The 17462-nt window shown below is 50.0% G+C and carries 20 protein-coding genes, 1 other RNA gene and 3 pseudogenes; 13 read left to right on the forward strand and 11 right to left on the reverse strand.

All coding sequences use genetic code 11. The features are described 5' to 3' along the window. The first annotated feature begins 7 nt into the window (after nt 1-7). Nucleotides 8-538, forward strand: a complete 531-nt coding sequence (locus LDK53_RS20120) for an RNA polymerase sigma factor (protein WP_225287898.1) — start codon at nt 8-10, stop codon at nt 536-538. Further along, nucleotides 535-1326, forward strand: coding sequence for an anti-sigma factor family protein (locus LDK53_RS20125; RefSeq protein ID WP_225287899.1), 792 nt, complete (start codon nt 535-537; stop codon nt 1324-1326). The genes LDK53_RS20120 and LDK53_RS20125 overlap by 4 nt, the downstream gene beginning before the upstream one ends. Here the strand turns inward: LDK53_RS20125 and LDK53_RS20130 are convergent. The 3 genes from LDK53_RS20130 to LDK53_RS20140 form a co-directional block, all read right to left on the reverse strand. Next, entirely contained in the window at nt 1318-1875 is a 558-nt protein-coding gene (locus tag LDK53_RS20130; protein ID WP_225287900.1) for a YceI family protein, read from the reverse strand. The genes LDK53_RS20125 and LDK53_RS20130 overlap by 9 nt on opposite strands. 69 nt (nt 1876-1944) lie before the next feature. Further along, nucleotides 1945-2289 carry a cupin domain-containing protein gene (locus LDK53_RS20135; protein WP_225287901.1) on the reverse strand — a complete coding sequence of 115 codons (345 nt, stop codon included), beginning with the start codon at nt 2287-2289 and terminating at the stop codon, nt 1945-1947. Nucleotides 2290-2376: 87 nt separating this feature from the next. Next, nucleotides 2377-2733 carry a hypothetical protein gene (locus tag LDK53_RS20140; protein ID WP_008502540.1) on the reverse strand — a complete coding sequence of 119 codons (357 nt, stop codon included), beginning with the start codon at nt 2731-2733 and terminating at the stop codon, nt 2377-2379. 409 nt (nt 2734-3142) lie between these two features. On the opposite strand from LDK53_RS20140, the gene LDK53_RS20145 reads away from it, so the two are divergent. The 4 genes from LDK53_RS20145 (at nt 3143) to LDK53_RS20160 (ending at nt 6291) form a co-directional block, all read left to right on the forward strand. Continuing rightward, nucleotides 3143-3451, forward strand: coding sequence for a hypothetical protein (locus tag LDK53_RS20145; RefSeq protein WP_225287902.1), 309 nt, complete (start codon nt 3143-3145; stop codon nt 3449-3451). A gap of 109 nt (nt 3452-3560) precedes the next feature. Next, a complete protein-coding gene (locus LDK53_RS20150) occupies nt 3561-4352 on the forward strand; it encodes a nucleotidyltransferase domain-containing protein (protein ID WP_225287903.1) in 792 nt (263 codons plus the stop codon). Nucleotides 4353-4484: 132 nt separating this feature from the next. Further along, nucleotides 4485-5261 (forward strand): isocitrate lyase/PEP mutase family protein, encoded by a 777-nt coding sequence (locus tag LDK53_RS20155; RefSeq protein WP_225287904.1) that lies wholly within the window; start codon nt 4485-4487, stop codon nt 5259-5261. Then, nucleotides 5245-6291 (forward strand): bifunctional transcriptional activator/DNA repair enzyme AdaA, encoded by a 1047-nt coding sequence (locus tag LDK53_RS20160; RefSeq protein ID WP_225287917.1) that lies wholly within the window; start codon nt 5245-5247, stop codon nt 6289-6291. Before LDK53_RS20155 ends, LDK53_RS20160 begins: the two co-directional genes overlap by 17 nt. A gap of 132 nt (nt 6292-6423) precedes the next feature. On the opposite strand, the gene LDK53_RS20165 is transcribed toward LDK53_RS20160, so the two are convergent. Beyond that, nucleotides 6424-6903, reverse strand: coding sequence for a hypothetical protein (locus LDK53_RS20165; protein WP_225287905.1), 480 nt, complete (start codon nt 6901-6903; stop codon nt 6424-6426). 286 nt (nt 6904-7189) lie between these two features. Here LDK53_RS20165 and LDK53_RS20170 point away from each other — a divergent pair, with 286 nt between their 5' ends. The 5 genes and pseudogenes from LDK53_RS20170 to LDK53_RS20190 form a co-directional block, all read left to right on the forward strand. Then, nucleotides 7190-7636 (forward strand): STM2901 family protein, encoded by a 447-nt coding sequence (locus LDK53_RS20170; protein WP_225287906.1) that lies wholly within the window; start codon nt 7190-7192, stop codon nt 7634-7636. Then, complete coding sequence (locus LDK53_RS20175; RefSeq protein WP_225287907.1) at nt 7636-7950, forward strand: DUF1493 family protein; 315 nt, start codon at nt 7636-7638, stop codon at nt 7948-7950. Before LDK53_RS20170 ends, LDK53_RS20175 begins: the two co-directional genes overlap by 1 nt. Nucleotides 7951-8047: 97 nt before the next feature. Next, nucleotides 8048-8208: pseudogene (locus LDK53_RS20180) on the forward strand (phage polarity suppression protein); the annotation flags it as partial. Between the two features lie 94 nt (nt 8209-8302). Next, nucleotides 8303-8626 carry a hypothetical protein gene (locus LDK53_RS20185; protein WP_225287908.1) on the forward strand — a complete coding sequence of 108 codons (324 nt, stop codon included), beginning with the start codon at nt 8303-8305 and terminating at the stop codon, nt 8624-8626. Between the two features lie 382 nt (nt 8627-9008). Next, nucleotides 9009-9407 (forward strand): annotated as a pseudogene (locus LDK53_RS20190) (phage polarity suppression protein); the annotation flags it as partial. Nucleotides 9408-9618: 211 nt separating this feature from the next. Here LDK53_RS20190 and LDK53_RS20195 read toward each other — a convergent pair. The 5 genes and pseudogenes from LDK53_RS20195 to smpB form a co-directional block, all read right to left on the reverse strand. After that, nucleotides 9619-10719, reverse strand: coding sequence for a protein kinase domain-containing protein (locus tag LDK53_RS20195; protein WP_225287909.1), 1101 nt, complete (start codon nt 10717-10719; stop codon nt 9619-9621). An 11-nt stretch (nt 10720-10730) separates the two neighbouring features. Further along, nucleotides 10731-11978 (reverse strand): DUF3644 domain-containing protein, encoded by a 1248-nt coding sequence (locus LDK53_RS20200; RefSeq protein ID WP_225287910.1) that lies wholly within the window; start codon nt 11976-11978, stop codon nt 10731-10733. Then, nucleotides 11975-13189 (reverse strand): annotated as a pseudogene (locus tag LDK53_RS20205) (integrase domain-containing protein). Before LDK53_RS20205 ends, LDK53_RS20200 begins: the two are co-directional and overlap by 4 nt. Before the next feature lie 195 nt (nt 13190-13384). After that, nucleotides 13385-13748: a transfer-messenger RNA gene (ssrA, locus tag LDK53_RS20210) on the reverse strand. 89 nt (nt 13749-13837) lie between these two features. Then, nucleotides 13838-14320 (reverse strand): SsrA-binding protein SmpB, encoded by a 483-nt coding sequence (smpB, locus tag LDK53_RS20215; protein ID WP_225287911.1) that lies wholly within the window; start codon nt 14318-14320, stop codon nt 13838-13840. A 156-nt stretch (nt 14321-14476) separates the two neighbouring features. Here smpB and LDK53_RS20220 point away from each other — a divergent pair, with 156 nt between their 5' ends. Together LDK53_RS20220 and LDK53_RS20225 are read left to right on the forward strand one after the other, a co-directional pair. Further along, entirely contained in the window at nt 14477-14914 is a 438-nt protein-coding gene (locus LDK53_RS20220; RefSeq protein WP_003863117.1) for a type II toxin-antitoxin system RatA family toxin, read from the forward strand. Further along, nucleotides 14904-15191 (forward strand): RnfH family protein, encoded by a 288-nt coding sequence (locus LDK53_RS20225; RefSeq protein ID WP_095450552.1) that lies wholly within the window; start codon nt 14904-14906, stop codon nt 15189-15191. Before LDK53_RS20220 ends, LDK53_RS20225 begins: the two co-directional genes overlap by 11 nt. A gap of 109 nt (nt 15192-15300) precedes the next feature. On the opposite strand, the gene bamE is transcribed toward LDK53_RS20225, so the two are convergent. Both bamE and recN read right to left on the reverse strand, forming a co-directional pair. Further along, nucleotides 15301-15639 (reverse strand): outer membrane protein assembly factor BamE, encoded by a 339-nt coding sequence (bamE, locus tag LDK53_RS20230; RefSeq protein WP_008502502.1) that lies wholly within the window; start codon nt 15637-15639, stop codon nt 15301-15303. A 138-nt stretch (nt 15640-15777) separates the two neighbouring features. Further along, the gene (recN, locus tag LDK53_RS20235; RefSeq protein WP_025759266.1) at nt 15778-17439 is read right to left on the reverse strand and encodes a DNA repair protein RecN; all 1662 of its coding nucleotides are present in this window, start codon (nt 17437-17439) and stop codon (nt 15778-15780) included. Nucleotides 17440-17462 lie beyond the last annotated feature (23 nt).

Here is a 17462-nt window from a genome sequence, read left to right on the forward strand (position 1 = left end):
TTTTCTCGTGGAGGGAAAACCCATCGCTAGCCGTGAGGTTCGTCAACAGCTTGCCGCACACCTGCCGCGCCTCTGGCGCTATGGCCTGGTGTTGTCGCGAAACCGGGATATCGCCGAAGAGCTGGTTCAGTCCACCTGCGTGCGCGCGCTTGAAAGAAGCAGCCAGTATACGCCGGGTACACGCATCGACAGGTGGCTGTTCGCGATCCTGCACTCCATCTGGATCTCTGAGCTTAGGGCACGGCACGTTCGTCAGGGGCAGGGGTTTGTCGCCAGCGACGAGCTTCTGGCACCGGACACCCGTGAGCAGGCTGAGACGCACCTGCATTACCTGAAGGTGATGCAGCGCGTTAACGCGCTGCCTGAAGCCCAGCGCAACACGGTATTTTTGGTTTATGTCGAAGGCTTTACCTACCAGGAGGCGGCGGACACCCTGGCGGTGCCAGTCGGTACCGTGATGAGCCGGCTGGCCACGGCACGGGCAACGCTTGCCAGGTCCGCCGATGTATTGTCTCCGGTAAAGGAGAAACGCTCTTGAACTCGCACCGTTTTACACCGCCCTATAACGACGAAGCTATCGTGGCATGGATAGATGGCGAGATGTGTCGCGCCGACGCGCAGCAGTTTGAAGAACAGTTGAAGCGTGACGAACGCCTCTCCGGGCGGACCGCCGAGCTGATGAAAAGCAGCGAGGATTACGCCGGGGCGTTTGCCTCTCTGCTGGACGACGCGCCTTTGGCAGAGATGGAGGCGCGTCTGGCGGCACTTCCCGACCCGCAGGCCTCCACGCCGCCCGGCGTCAGCAGGCGGGCGCTGATTGCCGCCTCGGTCAGTTTTTTGCTGGTGGGTTCCGGGCTGGGGTATCTGCTGCGTCCTGCTTCCGGCCCTGACGATGAGAACGCCCATATCCGCGACCTCGAAGCACAATATATGTCCCTGTACAGCGTGGAGACCCTGCTGGATATGGACAGCGCAGCGCTGGTCCTGCAGCGCGGGCTGGAACGGGCCGCGCAGGATATCGGGATAAAACTGCAGATGGCGCAGCTTACCCTGCAGGGAGCAGAGCTGAAAATGGTGCGGATGCTGCGCTATGAAACCACCTCGATCGCGCAGGTTGCGTGGATCAACGCCGACTACGGCCCGATGGCGCTCTGTATCTCTCCTGTCGATGAGAAGACAACGGCCTCTCTGCGTCAGGAGCAGCGGCACAGTATGAACCTGGCGTGGTGGCAGGATGCGGGCTACCAGTTTGTCCTGATTGGCCGCAACCCGTCGTCTCACCTGCGGGAAAACGCGGAACAGCTGCAGCGCGCGATCTCAGGATGACGGCACCGTGTTCGTCTGTATCGCAATGGCGATGGCAATCCGATCGTCAACGACCAGCGCAAATTTATCCATCCCATAGGCCGCGCGAGATATCGCGGTGGTGGCATCCAGCGTGAGGGCCTGCGCATGCGGGTCTTTCACCACCGCCTCCAGGATCACCGGGCGGGCGAGGTTACGTACGGTCAGCGTGCCGAACACCCTGAACCGCCCGGCGCCCTGGGCGACCACCCGGGAGCTGATGAACTCGATAGTCGGGTAGTGCTCAGCATCAAAAAACATATCGCTTTTCAGTTGCCAGGTGAGCAGCTTGTTTGAGGCCACCAGGGTTGCCACGGGTATGGTGACGTGGATATGGTCGTCGAGATCGTTATCCGGATTGAGCGTTACGGCACCCGTCACGCCGCTGAATGTCGCCCAGGAAAGAATACCGCCAAAGGCATGCCACGAAAGCCGAATGGCGGTATTTTCGGTGTCGATAAGGTAGCTTGTCGGGGCAGCTAACGCCCACGGACAAACCAGAATCAGCAATATCACCAGGCGTCGTAGCATCTCAGGATCTCAGTCAGGGGGGTTGGGAGTAAACGCGCCACCCCCGGGATCTATTCGACTTTTTTTGCGTCAGGTGGTTTTCACTATATCCACCGAGATCTCGACGGCGGTGACTGTCCCCCGGTTCTCCAGCCAGTGGACAGTGTTATGGTCTTCCGGCCAGCCGACGCCGGGACCGTAGTCAGTGGCGATACCGTTACGATGATCGGTGATGGTCCCCTCGAGGATAAAAACGGTACCGGGGCGATCGATATGATCGTGGACCGGACCAAAGACCGCGCCGGGGGCGAGTGTCACTTTTCGCATGCGAAGCTGACGTCCGTCCATGCCTGCGATCTCCGGGCCCAGATCGACGATGGAAAGTAGTTCAACGGTCACGCCCTGAGTATCGGGTGCAGTCTCTTTGTGGCTCATGATGGTGCCCTCCTGAGACAAGTTTAGCCTCCAGGAAGCAGAACGGCAGGGAATAAAAAAGGCCGCGTGGGCGGCCTTTCGGAGGGGTTACTCAGTGACTTTCTTTTCCAGCTCGCTGGCACCTTCTTTGGTTTTGTTCCAGCCTTTCTCAGCGCCTTCTTTGGTGGCATCCCACCCTTTCTCGGTGCCTTCTTTGGTTTTATGCCAGGCTTTCTGGGAATCTTCGCTGACCTTGCTGCCAAAGCTTTCGCTTTTACCTTCCGCAGCGTGTTTCTGCTTCAGCTTCAGCTCTTCACCTTTGTTCTGCTCTTCGTGCAGTTTTTGCTTCGCCTCGTTGGCGTTTGCGTTCGCCGCCGCGACGGTATCGTCAGTTGCATGTGTGGTCGCAGCAAATACTGGAGAAGCCAGCAGAACGGCAGATAATGCGATAATTGTTTTTTTCATAATATCCTCATTTAACGTTATCGGTTATGAGCCTGATTCAGCATGGCACAGACGAAACGGGATGGCTTTAGGAAAAAACTGTAATGAGATCAATGTGCCGTGATGAACGGTATTTCTCTTGAGGATTATCCAAAGGATAAAACGCCTGTTTCAATGAGGGCGGCAAGGGTCAGGAGAATGAAGAGAATGACGACGATGGGTCTGTACATAGTGAGGTTCCTTCCGGGTTGGGGCGGCTAATCCGTAGCTCTGGGTGGTGTGAATTTTTTATTCTCCACAGGGGAAGGGGAGGTGTCGTTGATGTTGGTCAAAGGGATGGGGGGAGCAATATAAAGTACTGGTCAATTGGTCGGTTTTATTTTGCAAAGGTAACGGTATACTGGCTTTGATTAGAGGGAGGAGGAATGGTATGGCGATAACGGAAGAAACGTTGCTTAGATCGGGTTTCACCGAAGAAGAGCTGCAAAAGCTAAAACGCTATGTGCATACACAAAGTACCACATTGGATATTTTGCTTCCGGCACTATCAAACCGTTTTAAAGGTACTTTCATTCTTTCAATCGTACTCACTGTTCTGTTCATCCTGGCGGTGTGCTTCGCTTCCCGCGAAAATATCATTTCATCAGGCGTTGCTGTACTCTTTATCTTTGGAATCTTCTGTTGGATGACTCCCCTCAAATTAACGTATAAAGCCTGGCGTTTAATAAGAGCGAATTAGCCCTCTGTTCGTTTAATGAAAAATGACTGTTCCTTCAAAAATATCTGGCCTGAATATAAATCACTCGATATTCTGTAATGCTTTGTCTTTTTTGTGAACAGGAAAAAGTATGCTTAGTACATTACCCGAGTTACACAGAAGTTTTGCAGAGCAACTCAGGCTTACATTTCAGGCTGATTCGCGGATCCACTCCCTTCTTGCTGGCGGCTCGCTTGTTCATGGTGGGTTCGATAAATACTCCGATCTCGATTTTATCGTTGTGGTAGACCCTCTCTACTATGATGACATCATGGCGCAGCGCATTGCGCTCGCCGGAACACTGGGCCATCTGCTCCATGCTTTCACCGGGGAACATGTCGGAGAGCCTCGTCTGCTTATCTGCCTGTATGGCCCCGAGCTCCTTCATGTCGATCTGAAATTTGTCACCCTGGAAATGCTCACTCAACGCGTTGAGGAGCCAGCCGTGTTGTTTACCCGTGATAACCTGGCTCTGGAGCGACAACTGGCTAAATTTAAAGCTCAATGGCCTGACATGACGCCGGAGTGGTTTGAGTCCCGAGCCTGGATTTGGCTTCATTATGCGGTGGTGAAACTGGGAAGGGGTGAACTCTTCGAAGCGATTGGCATGCTGTCATTCTTCCGGGAGCAGGTGCTGGGACCTATGCTGTTCCGTCGTGCAAATCTACCGCAACGTGGGGTTCGCCGTATTGAATTCCATGGCATTGATCCTGATGGCCTGCTGACTTCCACGCTGGCAATGCACGATCGTAACTCCGTCAGCATGGCCATCAGAAAGGCTGTTGACGCTTATATCAATCTGAGGGCTGATGCGCTGCCGGAAAATATCGCAGACGATGCGGCACGCTGGGCGGTGCTTGCCATGCTGAAAGCCAGCACGTGACCCTGAAAGGTATCAGTCTGGTTCGCCCCCGAGTTCAGACGACGTTTGCGAAAAAATGGTCGTCTGAATTTCGGTTGTGACACTCTGACGGAATGCTTAGATTCATTTTCAATCTATCGAGAGGATATTAATATGAACTTTGCAGACCTCCACAACCCGCATGATCCCCTTATTATCGCTAACATCTGGGATGCTGCCAGTGCTGTCGCGGCGCAAGAAGCCGGTTATCAGGCACTGGGAACGTCCAGCGCAGCAATCGCGTCCACACTGGGATATGAAGACGGGCAGGGAATGCCGTTTGATGAGCTATTTTATATGGTCACCCGTATCCGGGCTGTCAGCAAACTGCCCCTGAGCGTTGATATGGAAGCAGGGTATGGGGATTCAGCCGAAGAGATAGCAGCCAACCTCAGGCGCCTTGCACAGACAGGCGTAGCAGGCGTTAACCTTGAAGACAGCAGAGTCATAAACGGGGTGCGTCAGCTTGACGATGCCTCTGATTTTTCCCGTATTCTGAACACAGTATGTGATGCGCTGAGAAGCGAAAATTGTCGCCTGTTTCTGAACATCCGGACTGATACTTACCTGCTCGGACATAAAGATGCGTTGCAGGAGACAATATCACGGGGTCAGCGCTATAAAGCTGCAGGGGCTGACGGCCTTTTTGTTCCCTGTCTGACGTCAGAGAAAGACATCAGCCTCATTGCAGAGGCAACGGGGCTGCCTCTGAATGTGATGTGCATGCCCGATCTTCCGTCATTCGACAGGCTGAAACGTGCCGGGGTAAGCCGCATTTCAATGGGCAATTTTGTTCATTCGGCCATGCAGTCAACGCTGTCTGACGTCATGCATGCGATCCGATCTCGTCAGACGTTTGAAGGACTTTTTAGTGATGAAAATAACCGATAAGAATTTATGCGATATCTGGTATCAGGCATTACTTGAGCGTGCTTCAGAATATACTGGCGTGTTTTTTGTTGGCGTCAAAACCACGGGCGTATTCTGCATTTCGGTATGTCGGGCACGAAAACCCAAACGCGAAAATGTCGAGTTTTATAAAGATGCCAAATCTGCCCTTGCGGCCGGCTTTCGTCCCTGTAAGGTCTGCCGACCCGCTGAAAATGCGCACAGCGCGCCATTATTTGTTGAACAGGCGCTTGCGCTTGTCAGGCGCGATATTAAATCCCGCGTAACCGACGCGGAGCTTCGTCAGCATGGCATCAGTCCGGAGCGGGTAAGGCGCTGGTTCCTGCAACATCACGGCATCACTTTTCAGGCTTTCCAGCGAATGCAGCGGGTCAACATTGCCCTGCAGGAGCTGAAAAGCGGACGCGCGGCGACGGACGTTGCGCTGGACAATGGCTATGAATCCCTGAGCGGGTTTGGTTATACCTACAAGCGGCTTACTGGTGCAGCGCCGACTCAGACAACCCAGGTGATTGTGATTCACCGGTTTACCACCACGCTTGGGCCGATGTTTGTCTGTGCGACAGAGCGGGGAGTCTGCCTGCTGGAGTTTACCGATCGCCGGATGTTAGAAACAGAATTTCGCGATATTCAGCGGTTATTTAACGCCAGAATTGTCACCGGAGAAAACAGCCATACCCGGCAGGCAGTAAAAGAGATTGGCGAGTATTTTGCCGGAACGCGTCGACAGTTTGATCTTTCTTTAGATGCTCCGGGCAGTGATTTTCAACAATCCGTCTGGCAAGAACTGCGTGCAGTTCCCTATGGACAGACCTCACACTATCAGGCCATTTCACTGCGGCTAAATAAGCCAAATGCCGTGCGCGCCGTCGCTGCTGCTAATGGTGCAAACCGGATTGCGATTGTGATCCCCTGTCACAGGATAATTGGAAAAGATGGCGCGATGACGGGTTACGGAGGGGGAATTTCACGCAAAGAATGGCTTATTGAGCATGAGAGGAAGAATGTTTAATGGGGTGATGCTTCAGTGTCGCCGGGAAATTTTCTGGGCTTTCAGGTCTTCATCATTCGCTGAGTCTGCATACTTCTCTGGAGCATTTATCCAGCTCAGCGGAAAGCCTTTTCATTCTGTTAAATAATGACTTCAGCTTACGTTTTCCGACGCCGGTGCGGCAGTTATCGTTATGTACTTTTTCAGACCTGACGTCCGTTTAACACCTTTGGGATCCGAAACAAAAGGAAGCCGCAGACGAGGTGAATCGGATACTTTCAGTGTCCAGATATAATCCCCAATAAACCTGAAATCCACGCTATTGTCAGTAACCTGGAGATCCGCAAACGTTCCTGTCGAGTACTCATTTCCTAAATGAACAATTTCTTTAAGCCCGTCATGAACGTCAATAAGGGCAATCGTCAGGGATTCCTCGAAAATAATGTCATCCGTCAGAAACAGGATAAAACGCTGCTCATTAACCTGGACTGCTGCTTCAAGCACCTTCCCCGGTACAAGAATGCCGGTGCTTTTACCATAGAGCACAACGTCAGATTGAGTCTGGGATACATCGGTAGCGTCGCGAACCTTAACCAGAGATATTGAATTAACCTGTTGCATAATCACTTCCATAAACGTCCTGTTTCCCTTGCAGCAAAAGCACTGCCGACGAAGCCATCGATAGTTGTGCCAACGCCCCCTATTGAATGATAAGGCCGTCTGGCAATTTCTGGTATCCATTGAAGCAGGAAGGTGCGCAAAGTTGTTCGTGCCGGGAACCTGGTGTGCATCCTTTCCCAACATTTTTTGTCGTGGCATCGTCTGAACCCAAAATTAGGATAACGTTAAGGCGCATGTTCTGGACGGTACCAAAGGCCAGTATTAGGATTTAGTTCGTCAGCTTAAACAGGGATAGGTTATGGATACGACCGAACAGTTAAACGGAACATACTTCTTTGATGGAATGAGCGTCGATAAAGAGGAGCTACTTTACTGGCTTCTTCTGGATGAATTTAAAAAGCAGTTTAATGATGTGATTGACTTGCTGGCAATTGCTTCCATGTTGGTCAGCTTGCCGGTAATCCCTGTTAGCGGGAAACTGGGGGCAGGTGCTGCAACCAGGGGAACAAGCCCGCTTTCTCTTGGGCTTCGTACGCTTATCCGACAGCGTTTTAAGCAGGGCCGTAGAACCATCACCTGGGCAAAACGCTTACGTGGCGAATGGGCATACACAACCAGTATAGGGGCATACATCGGGAGATGGCTCCCTTGGGTTGGTGCCGTACTGACGGCCTATGACCTTGCTATGATCACCCATAACGTTATCCACCGTTATCAGCTTATCGTTGGGCCTGGAGAAAGGTAATGACAGACAAAGCCGCACTCGTCAGGGAACTCATTAAAAAACACTTCTGGGAAATGGCGGACGATACCTCTGTAAGCACAGGGAAACTAAGTGTACTGCCGGAAGATATGACTGATTTCCTTAAGGAATATTCAGAAAGTCTGGATGTGGATATGTCTGGCTTCGTCTTTAATCGTTACTTCCCAAATGAGGGGATTCGCTTCCTGCCAAATGCGATATTGCCCCGCTATCTTAGAACCGATCATCATGCGCCCGAACCGTTGACAGTGAGTATGCTTATTGAATCGGCGAATGCGGGTCGCTGGCTTTTTTAACGATACGACCGGATAAACCGTGCCATTATCAGCCCTTTCGGGGGAGAATAATGCTGCCAGGTTATTGCTTGCGAGTGATGGCTACAGAGGCCGGAGCAAGCAAACGCTGCGCGAGATTATCGGTGTGAATAATGGAACATAATGCAGGCTGTAGGGTGTTATATCCGCTTGCATAAAGAGGTACAGCGCATCAGCATCCGCGACCGATTAAATGATTTTATGCAGGCGCACGGCGTGGAGCTAGCCGCCACCCAGGCTGGCAAGAGGCATCCAAAACCGCAATCACTCTGGATGCGACCAGTAGTAGCATTACAGGTTGGCAGATGTACCAGATAACTAAAGGGAACTGATTATGCCACAAGATTTGGAATTTTCGCTTTATCCTCCTGTCTGGCCTGCTGTGGTCTATTTTATTGTATCTATTGTGGTTTTCTTCTTGCTTTATCTGGGGAAGTTAAAAGTTAACAGGCTTCATAAATATCCATTATTTATTGCTTATATGATATTTGTAATCGCTATTGCATCCCTTCAGATAAACATCTTTGCAAATGGCTACGAATTTGTAAGCGGTTTTTTGCATATTAATTTTGATCCCTATCGATATGACTCGGTATATTGGGGATCCTTGTTTTTCTCCATGCTTTACTTGCTGGCGACGCCTAAGAACAATTTTTAGCACTCCAACTTTAATAGAGACTCGGTAGTTCAACGTGTCGGTTTTGGTGGCTGAGAATATGTTATAAGCAATAGTGGGCTGTCCAGTGTGGTTAAGGTTGCGGCCAGCGATCACATGCGAGCCGTACTATGGAAAGCATTTTTGTATCTCTCCGAGGGGGATTTGTCTGAAGAAAACGCCGCCCGTCGTATGCAAGAATGGGCAGCAGCTGGTTGCTCAGTTTTCATGCCAAGCTACCGAATTGTATTTTACATCAGTTGGCCTTATGGACTGACCCCGCCCTGGTAGACGATCCTGCCCTATAGTTTGAGCATAGGAGGAGCGTATGGGCACCCCACGATTTACACCTGAATTTAGGAAGAGGCCGTCCGTCAGATAACGGAACGCTAAAAAGTGGGAAATAAATCAGGCTGCCGGGCGTGATATCCGCTCGCATGAGGAGGTGCAGCGCATCAGCATCCGCGACCGTTCAAACGATTTTATGCAGGCGCACGGCGCGGAGCTGGCCGCCGCCCTTGCCCCTGAGCTGATGGATTATTCCGGGCAACATTCCGCCGTTCAGCGCTGCGCCATGCAGCACTCACTCGACTATCTGCGTGAGGCGCTGCAGGTCTGGCTGGCCGCCGGAGAAAAAATTAATTATTCGGCGCAGGATAATGACATTTTAACGACCATCGGATTCAGGCCTGACGCGGCCTCGAGCGATGATAGTCGTGAAAAATTCACACCTGCACAGAGCCTGAGTTACACCCGCCGCCGTGTAGAACTGGCTGTGCAGTAGCCCGCTTAAAAATCCCCGAAAATCCCGCCATTTTTACGTATTAAAGCCATGCATGCATAAGGTGCATGGTTTTGCATGCGTTTTACCGACACTGAATCTCCCGCCAGCGTCAGCACTGGCGCGCCCTGAGGCCGGTCATGCGCCTGCATTAAAAACGCCCCCTTAAGCGGGCAGGCGTGGCGGGGAGAGCATTGCGCGCAGAGCTGATGTGTTATTTATTTTCTAGGACCTTTTCAATTACAGCTTTTATCTCTGATATTGAAGGTCTGTTTGTTGGTGTATAGCTTGTACAAGCTGATATGACTTCATCCAGTAACTCTATTTTATCCAACATGCAGTAAGTAGATAACTTTGCCTCTGGACGGTCTAATCTAAGTTCCCCAGCAATAGGATACTTATTTCCGCTTAATAAGGCCCATAATGACTTTGCATAGCTGTATATGTCAGCATACATACCAGAATTTTCTTGAGAACTGCTTAACATTTCTGGTGCGTAGTAATGCAGGGAACCCATTTTGGTACCTTCTTTAGTGATTTTTTCTTTATCGGGGAAAGTGGCAATGCCAAAATCACCAAGAGACCACTTATGTTGATAGATAAGTATGTTATCTGGTTTTATATCTCGATGGTAAATTTCTTGGGCGTGAAGTATTTCAATTGTCTTACAGACATCCAACATGCCTTTTAATATGGTTAGAGGTGTGGATGCGTGTTTTTCAAAGTTTTTTTCCAGAGGGGTGGCTTCTGGCATTGTAAACCAAGCAAAACCATCATCGTCCAAGCTTCTATAACTATTAATGATAGGGATTGTGTGAAGGTTCTTGTTCTTTATGGCTTTGATTCTATTTAATGTGGATATTTCATCATCAAAGCGTGATAATGCTATTCCTTTACTGCGTTTAGCAATCTTCATTATATGCAGGTTGTTATTTGTTGTTCTTGTTTTCCATACTACTGCATTCCCACCTTTCCCAATCTGGCGAAGTAATAAATGCCCGGATATGGATGTTCCCTGTTGGATTCCCTGCTTATTAATATCATTAGGTAGACTCTCGAAAAAATCAATCATCATATTAAGGGATGAGGCTGATATTTGTATTATCCTACATAGTTTAGATTTTGACCCAGCAAGGGATATCGCTAATTCAACTTCAGCAAGTGCACGAGTTCTTCCAACAAGAACTCCCCAATTTTGTATCTGAACATTCCTGGCCATTCCGGAGACCATTCCTCCGGGCTTGTAATGAGAGTTTATCTCATCTAAAGCTTGTAAGAATCCCCAATCCCTGTCTAAACGAAAAAAATTTGCCATATATATTTCCTTCAGGAGGCGCGGATGCGTTGTAGGGTGTCATTGTTACTAAGTTGTTCATTTAAAAATGATACCCAATCGTTAGAGTAAAGATAATTGTTGAAGCCTAAGACAAAACCTGAATATATTCCTTTGTAGTCATTATTCATTTCCACTGGCCTGGCATCGAAGAACTTCCAGCACTTTGTGTGTAAAGCCATATTGAAGAAGTTATGAGTTTCCTTTACTTTTGAAACAATATCTGATGGTTTATGAATATAAGGGCTTCGTACTTCTTTTATAAATGTTATGCCCTGTTCATACTGTGCTTTTTCTTCATCGCTCAGTTTTCTAAAATTAACAAATTCAATAGATAGATCTGATGATGATGCATGATTTCCTATCTTTGGAATTAAAAAAGCTTTAATGCGGTACTCTTGGCTCTCTAATGCTTCTGCACTTAATTCATGTTGTTGTGCTTCCATGAACTCCCTAACTACGGCGTAATTCTGTGATTGGAATTGTTTTAATGCTTCTATTTTGGCTTCTGAAGATACTCGACTAAGTTGCATAGATACAGCAAGGTTTACTAATAATGCATGCTCATCACCAAATTCTTTAGTTATAATGTTTTCAAAGTTAGTTAATGCAGCTTGACATTCTCCGCTACACATTAAGTCTATGACAGGAAGAAAGCGATGCTCGATTTTGTTTCTTAGGCCTATGAGGAAGTGAAGGTTAGATTTAATTGGTGAGCTGACCCCAGGCCAATATTTTTCTGTGCATTCTTTTAATTCCCATGCTTTTTCTTCTCCATCGATGAAAATTGTATTCCCTGCACCATCTTTGTGATAATAGTCGACCTCGTTTTTTTCAAATATAGCATGAAAAAGTGATGTGAATGCTATATTCATGTTGATTATAAATCCATATGTTTTGAATTTTATAGTCGGGTTGTTGTAAGTGGAAACCGCGAGTATTGCAAACTCTTTAGCTTTATTTAAAAGAATTCCTTTTCTAGAGTAATTATTGGTTAGAGATGATATCTGGCTTAGGGCTGCTCTGAAGTCGTTTTTACTTAAGAATAAAAGACCATTAGTTATATAGTCGTCTCCTTCCCTCTGAAAATAGGAGCTAAGCTTCTTTGAAATATGTGTTGAACATGTTTTCAAAGACCATGTGCTGGCTTCTGATAGCTCCGACAATTTAAAGGTTGCGCCTTGTTTTTCTTTTTCAATTAAGAAGTCATATGCTAAGTCTATTTTTTGGAATTTACTCATGACATACCCTTTTTTATAAATGATAAGGAGTATATAGAATCTCCCCACCAACTCATTATTTCCTTTCTTTGATTCAAATATGTTGTACGGTTGTAGGCTCTCCTAACTTCATTTTTGTCACTATGAGCGAGTGCTGCTTCAATCACATCTGAATTCAAACCAGCTTCATTCATTGCAGTACTCGCTATTGAGCGCAAACCATGTGCTACTAATTTAACCCCATATCCAATTCTTTTTAAAGCAGCATTTGCTGTCTGGCTATTCATTGGTTGCTTTGGGTCATTCCGACTCGGAAAAACATGTTCACGATGAGCACTGATAGGCTTCATCACATCAAGAATCTCTAATGCCTGAAGAGATAGAAGAACTATATGCTCCCGCTTAGCCTTCATCCGTTCGGCTGGAATTGTCCAGAGCTTTGCTTCGAAATCGATCTCTGCCCACCGAGTACCGGAGGCTTCAGAAGGGCGCACAAGAGTCAGGAGCTGCCATTCAATGAGACAGCGCGTCGGGACAGACAGATTTGACATCACTAGAGAACGCATCAGCTTTGGTAATTCTTCTGGCTGAAGTGTCGGCATGTTTTGCTTTTTGGGCTTCTCAAAGGCCATTCCAACACCTGATGCTGGATTCGCATCAATCAGACCAGTGTTGACGGCATAAATCATTATTTCATTAATGCGCTGCACCAACCGGCGTACTGTCTCAAGTGCTCCACGTGCTTTGATTGGTTCAAGCGTTTCAACCAATGCACGGGCTTTGATTTGCTGAACAGGGATCTCACCGATGGCAGGGAATACATCTTTCTCCAGTGAGCGCCAAATGTCTTTTGCGTAATCAGGAGTAACGCTTTTGCTTTTGAGTTGGAACCAGTTAGCAGAGACCGTCGAAAAAATACTGTCCAGAGCGATTTGGTGCTCTTCCTCTGCAACTTCAGCTTGAACTTGAGGGTCGATACCATTAGCTAACAAGGCAAGTTAATCCGCTCTTAACCCTCGGGCATCGGCAAGCGAAAGGGCGGGGAAGGCACCTAGCCCCATCATTGTCCGTTGTTTTGTCGCAGGACGTTGATAACGAAAGCGCCAGAGCTTTTTTCAACTAGTTTTCACTATCAGGAAAAGGCCATTGCCATCATGCAGCGTTAGATCCTTCTCTAACGCTCTAGCGCGAAGAACTTCGGTATTGGTCAGGGGGCGTGTTGTCCGTGCCAGTGTGGCCGCTCCTTCATGAATTGGTATACGCTTTTAGGTATACATCCTACCGTATACCTAAACGTATACCAATAATCACCGGATTTAGTCGGATGTTCTCGGACAAGGACAGACACAAAAAAGCCCGCAGGGCTTGTGCCGTGCGGGCTTTCAGGACTTCATCAGTCGACTCTGGTGATCGCCGATGGAGAATTTTGGTGGAGCTGGCGGGAGTTGAACCCGCGTCCGAAATTTCTACATCCTCGGTACTACATGCTTAGTTTGTCTTTACATTCGCACGCCAGCTGCGGACAGACACGCCACTAACGAACTAGCCTGATTAGTTTTAACGCTTCAACCCCAGGCAGGGCTTCCACGCGATCTCTTTTGGGTTTGACCTCTCTTTGATCCCCGTCTTAAGAGCGGAAGCTAGGGAGAGAGGGCTCAGAGCAGGTTATTAAGCTGCTAAAGCGTAGTTTTCGTCGTTTGCGACTATTTTTTTGCGGCTTTTAACGAGGCAAACCGCCCCTCGGCATGCACCTTGGGTTTCGCAAATCCCGTCGAATCCAGAATCAGCCCCAATAGTGTTGAACTAAGTATACCAGATTTCACTTCCTGGATACCAGCCCGGAACGCTAACTTATTGAATAGTACAATAAGTGTGCAGAATCAACGTCCTGCGTTTTTCATGATGCGCGCTTTGTCGAGCTGCCACTCGCGCTCTTTCAGGTCAGTACGTTTGTCGTGCTGTTTTTTACCTTTCGCGACGCCAATTTTCACTTTGCACCAGGCGTTTTTCCAGTACAGCGACAGGGCGACCACGGTGAAACCTTCGCGGTTAATGCGCCCGTAAAGGGATTCCAGCTCACGCTTGTTCAGCAGCAGCTTACGGGTGCGCGTTGGGTCACACACGTAGTGTGACGAGGCGACGGTCAGCGGCGTAAAGGTCGCACCGAACAGGAAGGCTTCGCCATCTTTCAGGATCACGTAGCTATCGCCGATGTTGGCTTTTCCGGCGCGCAGCGATTTTACTTCCCAGCCCTGCAACGCAAGGCCCGCTTCGAATTCTTCTTCAATGAAATACTCGTGGCGAGCACGCTTGTTGAGCGCAATGGTCGCCGAGCCTGGTTTATGTGCTTTTTTCTTCGTCATAAGTGTCGTAAAGCCGTCGGTAATCTGATTTCAAAAAGTCACCTCATTGCGTCCTGTGAGGTCTAACGCGCTATCTTAGCACGAGATGAGGCTTAGCGTTTTTTTAACAGGTGATAAATGTTATTATTTGTCCGTTGTGTGACCATGGGAAATGCTATGCCTCAGATTAGCCGTACTGCGCTTGTGCCTTACAGCGCGGAACAAATGTATCAGTTAGTGAACGATGTTCAGTCTTATCCAGAGTTTATTCCGGGATGCACCGGGAGCCGCGTTCTGGAGTCCGGCCCGACGCAGATGACGGCGGCAGTGGATGTCTCCAAAGCGGGGATCAGCAAGACGTTCACCACCCGTAATACGCTGACGAGCAATCAGAGTATTTTGATGCATCTGGTGGATGGTCCGTTTAAAAAGCTTATGGGAGGCTGGAAATTTACGCCCCTGAGCGCTGACGCCTGTCGCATTGAGTTCCATCTGGACTTTGAGTTTACCAATAAGCTGATTGAGCTGGCGTTTGGCCGCATCTTCAAAGAGCTGGCCTCGAACATGGTTCAGGCGTTCACCACCCGCGCCAAAGAGGTTTACAGTGTCGCATAAGATTGCGGTAGAAGTGGTGTATGCGTTGCCGGAGAAGCAGTACCTGCAGCGCGTGTCGCTGGAAGAGGGCGCGACCGTCGAAGCGGCTATCCGTGCTTCCGGCATCCTTGAGCTTCGCAGCGATATCGACCTGGCGAAAAATAAGGTCGGAATTTACAGCCGTCCGGTGAAGCTGGGAGATGTGCTGAAAGAGGGTGACCGGGTGGAGATTTATCGTCCGCTGATTGCCGACCCGAAAGAGCTGCGTCGCCAGCGTGCGGAGAAATCTGGTAAGTAGCGGTTTCTTTCCCCGGTGGCGCTGCGCTTACCGGGGCTACGATTCTGCGCAAGTGTTCAGACACAAAAAAGGTGCTCAATGAGCACCTTTTTGCATTTCTGACACCGTGTTATTTGGTCAGGGCAGGCTTATTGTCGATGTTAGTCAACACACCAGCGCTGCTGAAGGTCAGCGTCAGGGTCTGCTGGGTTGCATCTTCATGGCCCGGCTTCTGACGGAAGACATAGAACCAGGTGTTAGTGCCGAACGGATCGGACATCATCGGGGTTCCCAGTGCATAAGCGACCTGCTGTTGTGTCATCCCCACACGGATTTTGGACACATCGTTAGGGGTAAGGTAGTTCCCCTGGTTGATGTCAGGACGGTAAACCACTTTCTCCAGAGTGGAACAGCCTGCGGTCAACATCAGAAGAACCGCTGCGGCAGCGGTCAGCATTTTACAACGCATAATGATTTGATTCCTTTTCGGGCCCGAGCAGAACGCGGCTCATATGTAATATGCCGATGATAATAGACCTTGCCCCACTTTGAAACCGGTCTGGCGGCGTTTTTGTTGTTCTGTATGACCCTGAGATCCCGAAAAAGTTTATGCCGCCAGCAGTTCTTTCGCGTTCGCGAGCGTATTACGCGTCACTTCGCTGCCGCCGAGCAGGCGCGCCAGCTCCTGCAGACGCGCACGTTTATCCAGCGGCTTCATGTGCGTTTCGGTCATCTCGCCGTCGGTTTCCTTGCTAACGATAAAGTGATGATGTCCACAGCCCGCTACCTGCGGCAGGTGGGTGACACACATCACCTGCGTTGATTCGCCTAACTGGCGCAGCAGTTTACCGACCACCGCCGCCGTTGGGCCACTGATCCCGACATCCACTTCATCGAAAATCAGCGCCGGGGTTTCCATTTTACGCGCGGTAATCACCTGAATTGCCAGCGCAATACGCGACAGTTCACCGCCGGAGGCCACTTTGGAGATTGCCTGCAGCGGCTGCCCCGGGTTGGTGGTGACGCGGAATTCGATGCGATCCGCACCTTCTGCCGTCAGGTGGTTTTCTTCGAAGCGAACATCAATGGTGAAGATGCCGTGCGGCATCGCCAGCGTGTGCATGCTGTCCGTGATGTGCTGGCTCAGCTCCTGAGCGTAATGCTGACGGATGTCGTGCAGCTTTTGCGCTGTCGCCAGCGCCTGTTCATGGTGCAGGCTCACTGCCAGAGAGAGGGTTTCCAGGGAGTCAGCCTGATCGTCAAGCTGCTGCTGCTCTTCCAGCAGAGACTGATAGTAGCCCGGCAGCTCTTCCGGCGTGACGTGATGCTTGCGTGCAAGCGAGATCTGACGGGAGATGCGCTGCTCCAGCTCAAACAGACGGTTCGGGTCGAGATCGAGACGCTCACAGTAGTGGCGCAGTTCGTCACCGGCTTCGGAGATCTGAATGGCAGCCTCTTCCAGCATATCCAGGACGCCAGAAAGTTTGCTGTCCATGCCGACCAGTTCGGTAAGCAACTGACGGACGTTATACAACTGGCTCTGCAGGTTCACGTCTTCGCCATCCGCCAGCAGGTTGAGCGCATTCTGGCTGGTTGAGAGCAGGTGGCCGCTGTTCGCCAGGCGTTTGTACTCTTCGTCGATTTGCTCAAACTCACCCGCCTGCGGGTTAAATTCGTTCAGCTCTTTCAGCTGGTATTCCAGCAGCTCCGCACGTGCGGCACGCTCCTGGCTTTGCTGTTGATGCTGGGCAAGTTCCCGGCAGCTTTGATGCCACTGGCGATAGTGCTCCGCCATCAGTTGAGTAAGCGCGTACTCACCCGCATAGCCGTCCAGCAGCGCTTTCTGCTGTTCGGGTTTAACCAATTGCTGATGCGCGTGCTGACCGTGGATCTGGATAAGCAGTTGGCCGAGTTCGCGCAGCTGGGAAAGCGGAACCGCCGTGCCGTTGATAAAGCCACGGGAGCGACCGTCGCTGCTGATCACGCGGCGAAGTAAACACTCACGTCCATCTTCAAGCTGGTTCTGTTCCAGCCAGCGCTGGGCTGCAGGGGTGTCTTTCAGGGAGAAGCGGGCGCACAGGTCGGCACGGTTCGCGCCCATGCGCACCATGTCGCCCTCTGCACGGCCGCCAAGGCACAAGCCGAGGGCATCAATGGCAATGGATTTACCAGCACCGGTTTCCCCGGTGATCGCCGTCATGCCGCTGTGGAAATCGATCTCAAGCTCACGAACAATGGCAAAGTTGCTGATGGTCAGTTGTGCCAGCATAATTGTTTTCCTGTATGAAAAAC

The organism is Enterobacter sp. K16B, from assembly GCF_020216105.1.
Lineage (GTDB): Bacteria > Pseudomonadota > Gammaproteobacteria > Enterobacterales > Enterobacteriaceae > Enterobacter > Enterobacter sichuanensis.

What these genes read in the sequence shown, in the direction of transcription:
- LDK53_RS20165 (WP_225287905.1), bottom strand. Translation starts at nt 6,903, where the DNA reads ATGGAAGTGATTATGCAACAGGTTAATTCAATATCTCTGGTTAAGGTT.
- LDK53_RS20220 (WP_003863117.1), top strand. Translation starts at nt 14,477, where the DNA reads ATGCCTCAGATTAGCCGTACTGCGCTTGTGCCTTACAGCGCGGAACAA.
- LDK53_RS20155 (WP_225287904.1), top strand. Translation starts at nt 4,485, where the DNA reads ATGAACTTTGCAGACCTCCACAACCCGCATGATCCCCTTATTATCGCT.
- LDK53_RS20175 (WP_225287907.1), top strand. Translation starts at nt 7,636, where the DNA reads ATGACAGACAAAGCCGCACTCGTCAGGGAACTCATTAAAAAACACTTC.
- LDK53_RS20195 (WP_225287909.1), bottom strand. Translation starts at nt 10,719, where the DNA reads ATGGCAAATTTTTTTCGTTTAGACAGGGATTGGGGATTCTTACAAGCT.
- LDK53_RS20145 (WP_225287902.1), top strand. Translation starts at nt 3,143, where the DNA reads ATGGCGATAACGGAAGAAACGTTGCTTAGATCGGGTTTCACCGAAGAA.
- LDK53_RS20200 (WP_225287910.1), bottom strand. Translation starts at nt 11,978, where the DNA reads ATGAGTAAATTCCAAAAAATAGACTTAGCATATGACTTCTTAATTGAA.
- bamE (WP_008502502.1), bottom strand. Translation starts at nt 15,639, where the DNA reads ATGCGTTGTAAAATGCTGACCGCTGCCGCAGCGGTTCTTCTGATGTTG.
- LDK53_RS20185 (WP_225287908.1), top strand. Translation starts at nt 8,303, where the DNA reads ATGCCACAAGATTTGGAATTTTCGCTTTATCCTCCTGTCTGGCCTGCT.
- LDK53_RS20135 (WP_225287901.1), bottom strand. Translation starts at nt 2,289, where the DNA reads ATGAGCCACAAAGAGACTGCACCCGATACTCAGGGCGTGACCGTTGAA.
- LDK53_RS20160 (WP_225287917.1), top strand. Translation starts at nt 5,245, where the DNA reads ATGAAAATAACCGATAAGAATTTATGCGATATCTGGTATCAGGCATTA.
- LDK53_RS20170 (WP_225287906.1), top strand. Translation starts at nt 7,190, where the DNA reads ATGGATACGACCGAACAGTTAAACGGAACATACTTCTTTGATGGAATG.
- LDK53_RS20150 (WP_225287903.1), top strand. Translation starts at nt 3,561, where the DNA reads ATGCTTAGTACATTACCCGAGTTACACAGAAGTTTTGCAGAGCAACTC.
- LDK53_RS20130 (WP_225287900.1), bottom strand. Translation starts at nt 1,875, where the DNA reads ATGCTACGACGCCTGGTGATATTGCTGATTCTGGTTTGTCCGTGGGCG.
- recN (WP_025759266.1), bottom strand. Translation starts at nt 17,439, where the DNA reads ATGCTGGCACAACTGACCATCAGCAACTTTGCCATTGTTCGTGAGCTT.
- smpB (WP_225287911.1), bottom strand. Translation starts at nt 14,320, where the DNA reads ATGACGAAGAAAAAAGCACATAAACCAGGCTCGGCGACCATTGCGCTC.
- LDK53_RS20140 (WP_008502540.1), bottom strand. Translation starts at nt 2,733, where the DNA reads ATGAAAAAAACAATTATCGCATTATCTGCCGTTCTGCTGGCTTCTCCA.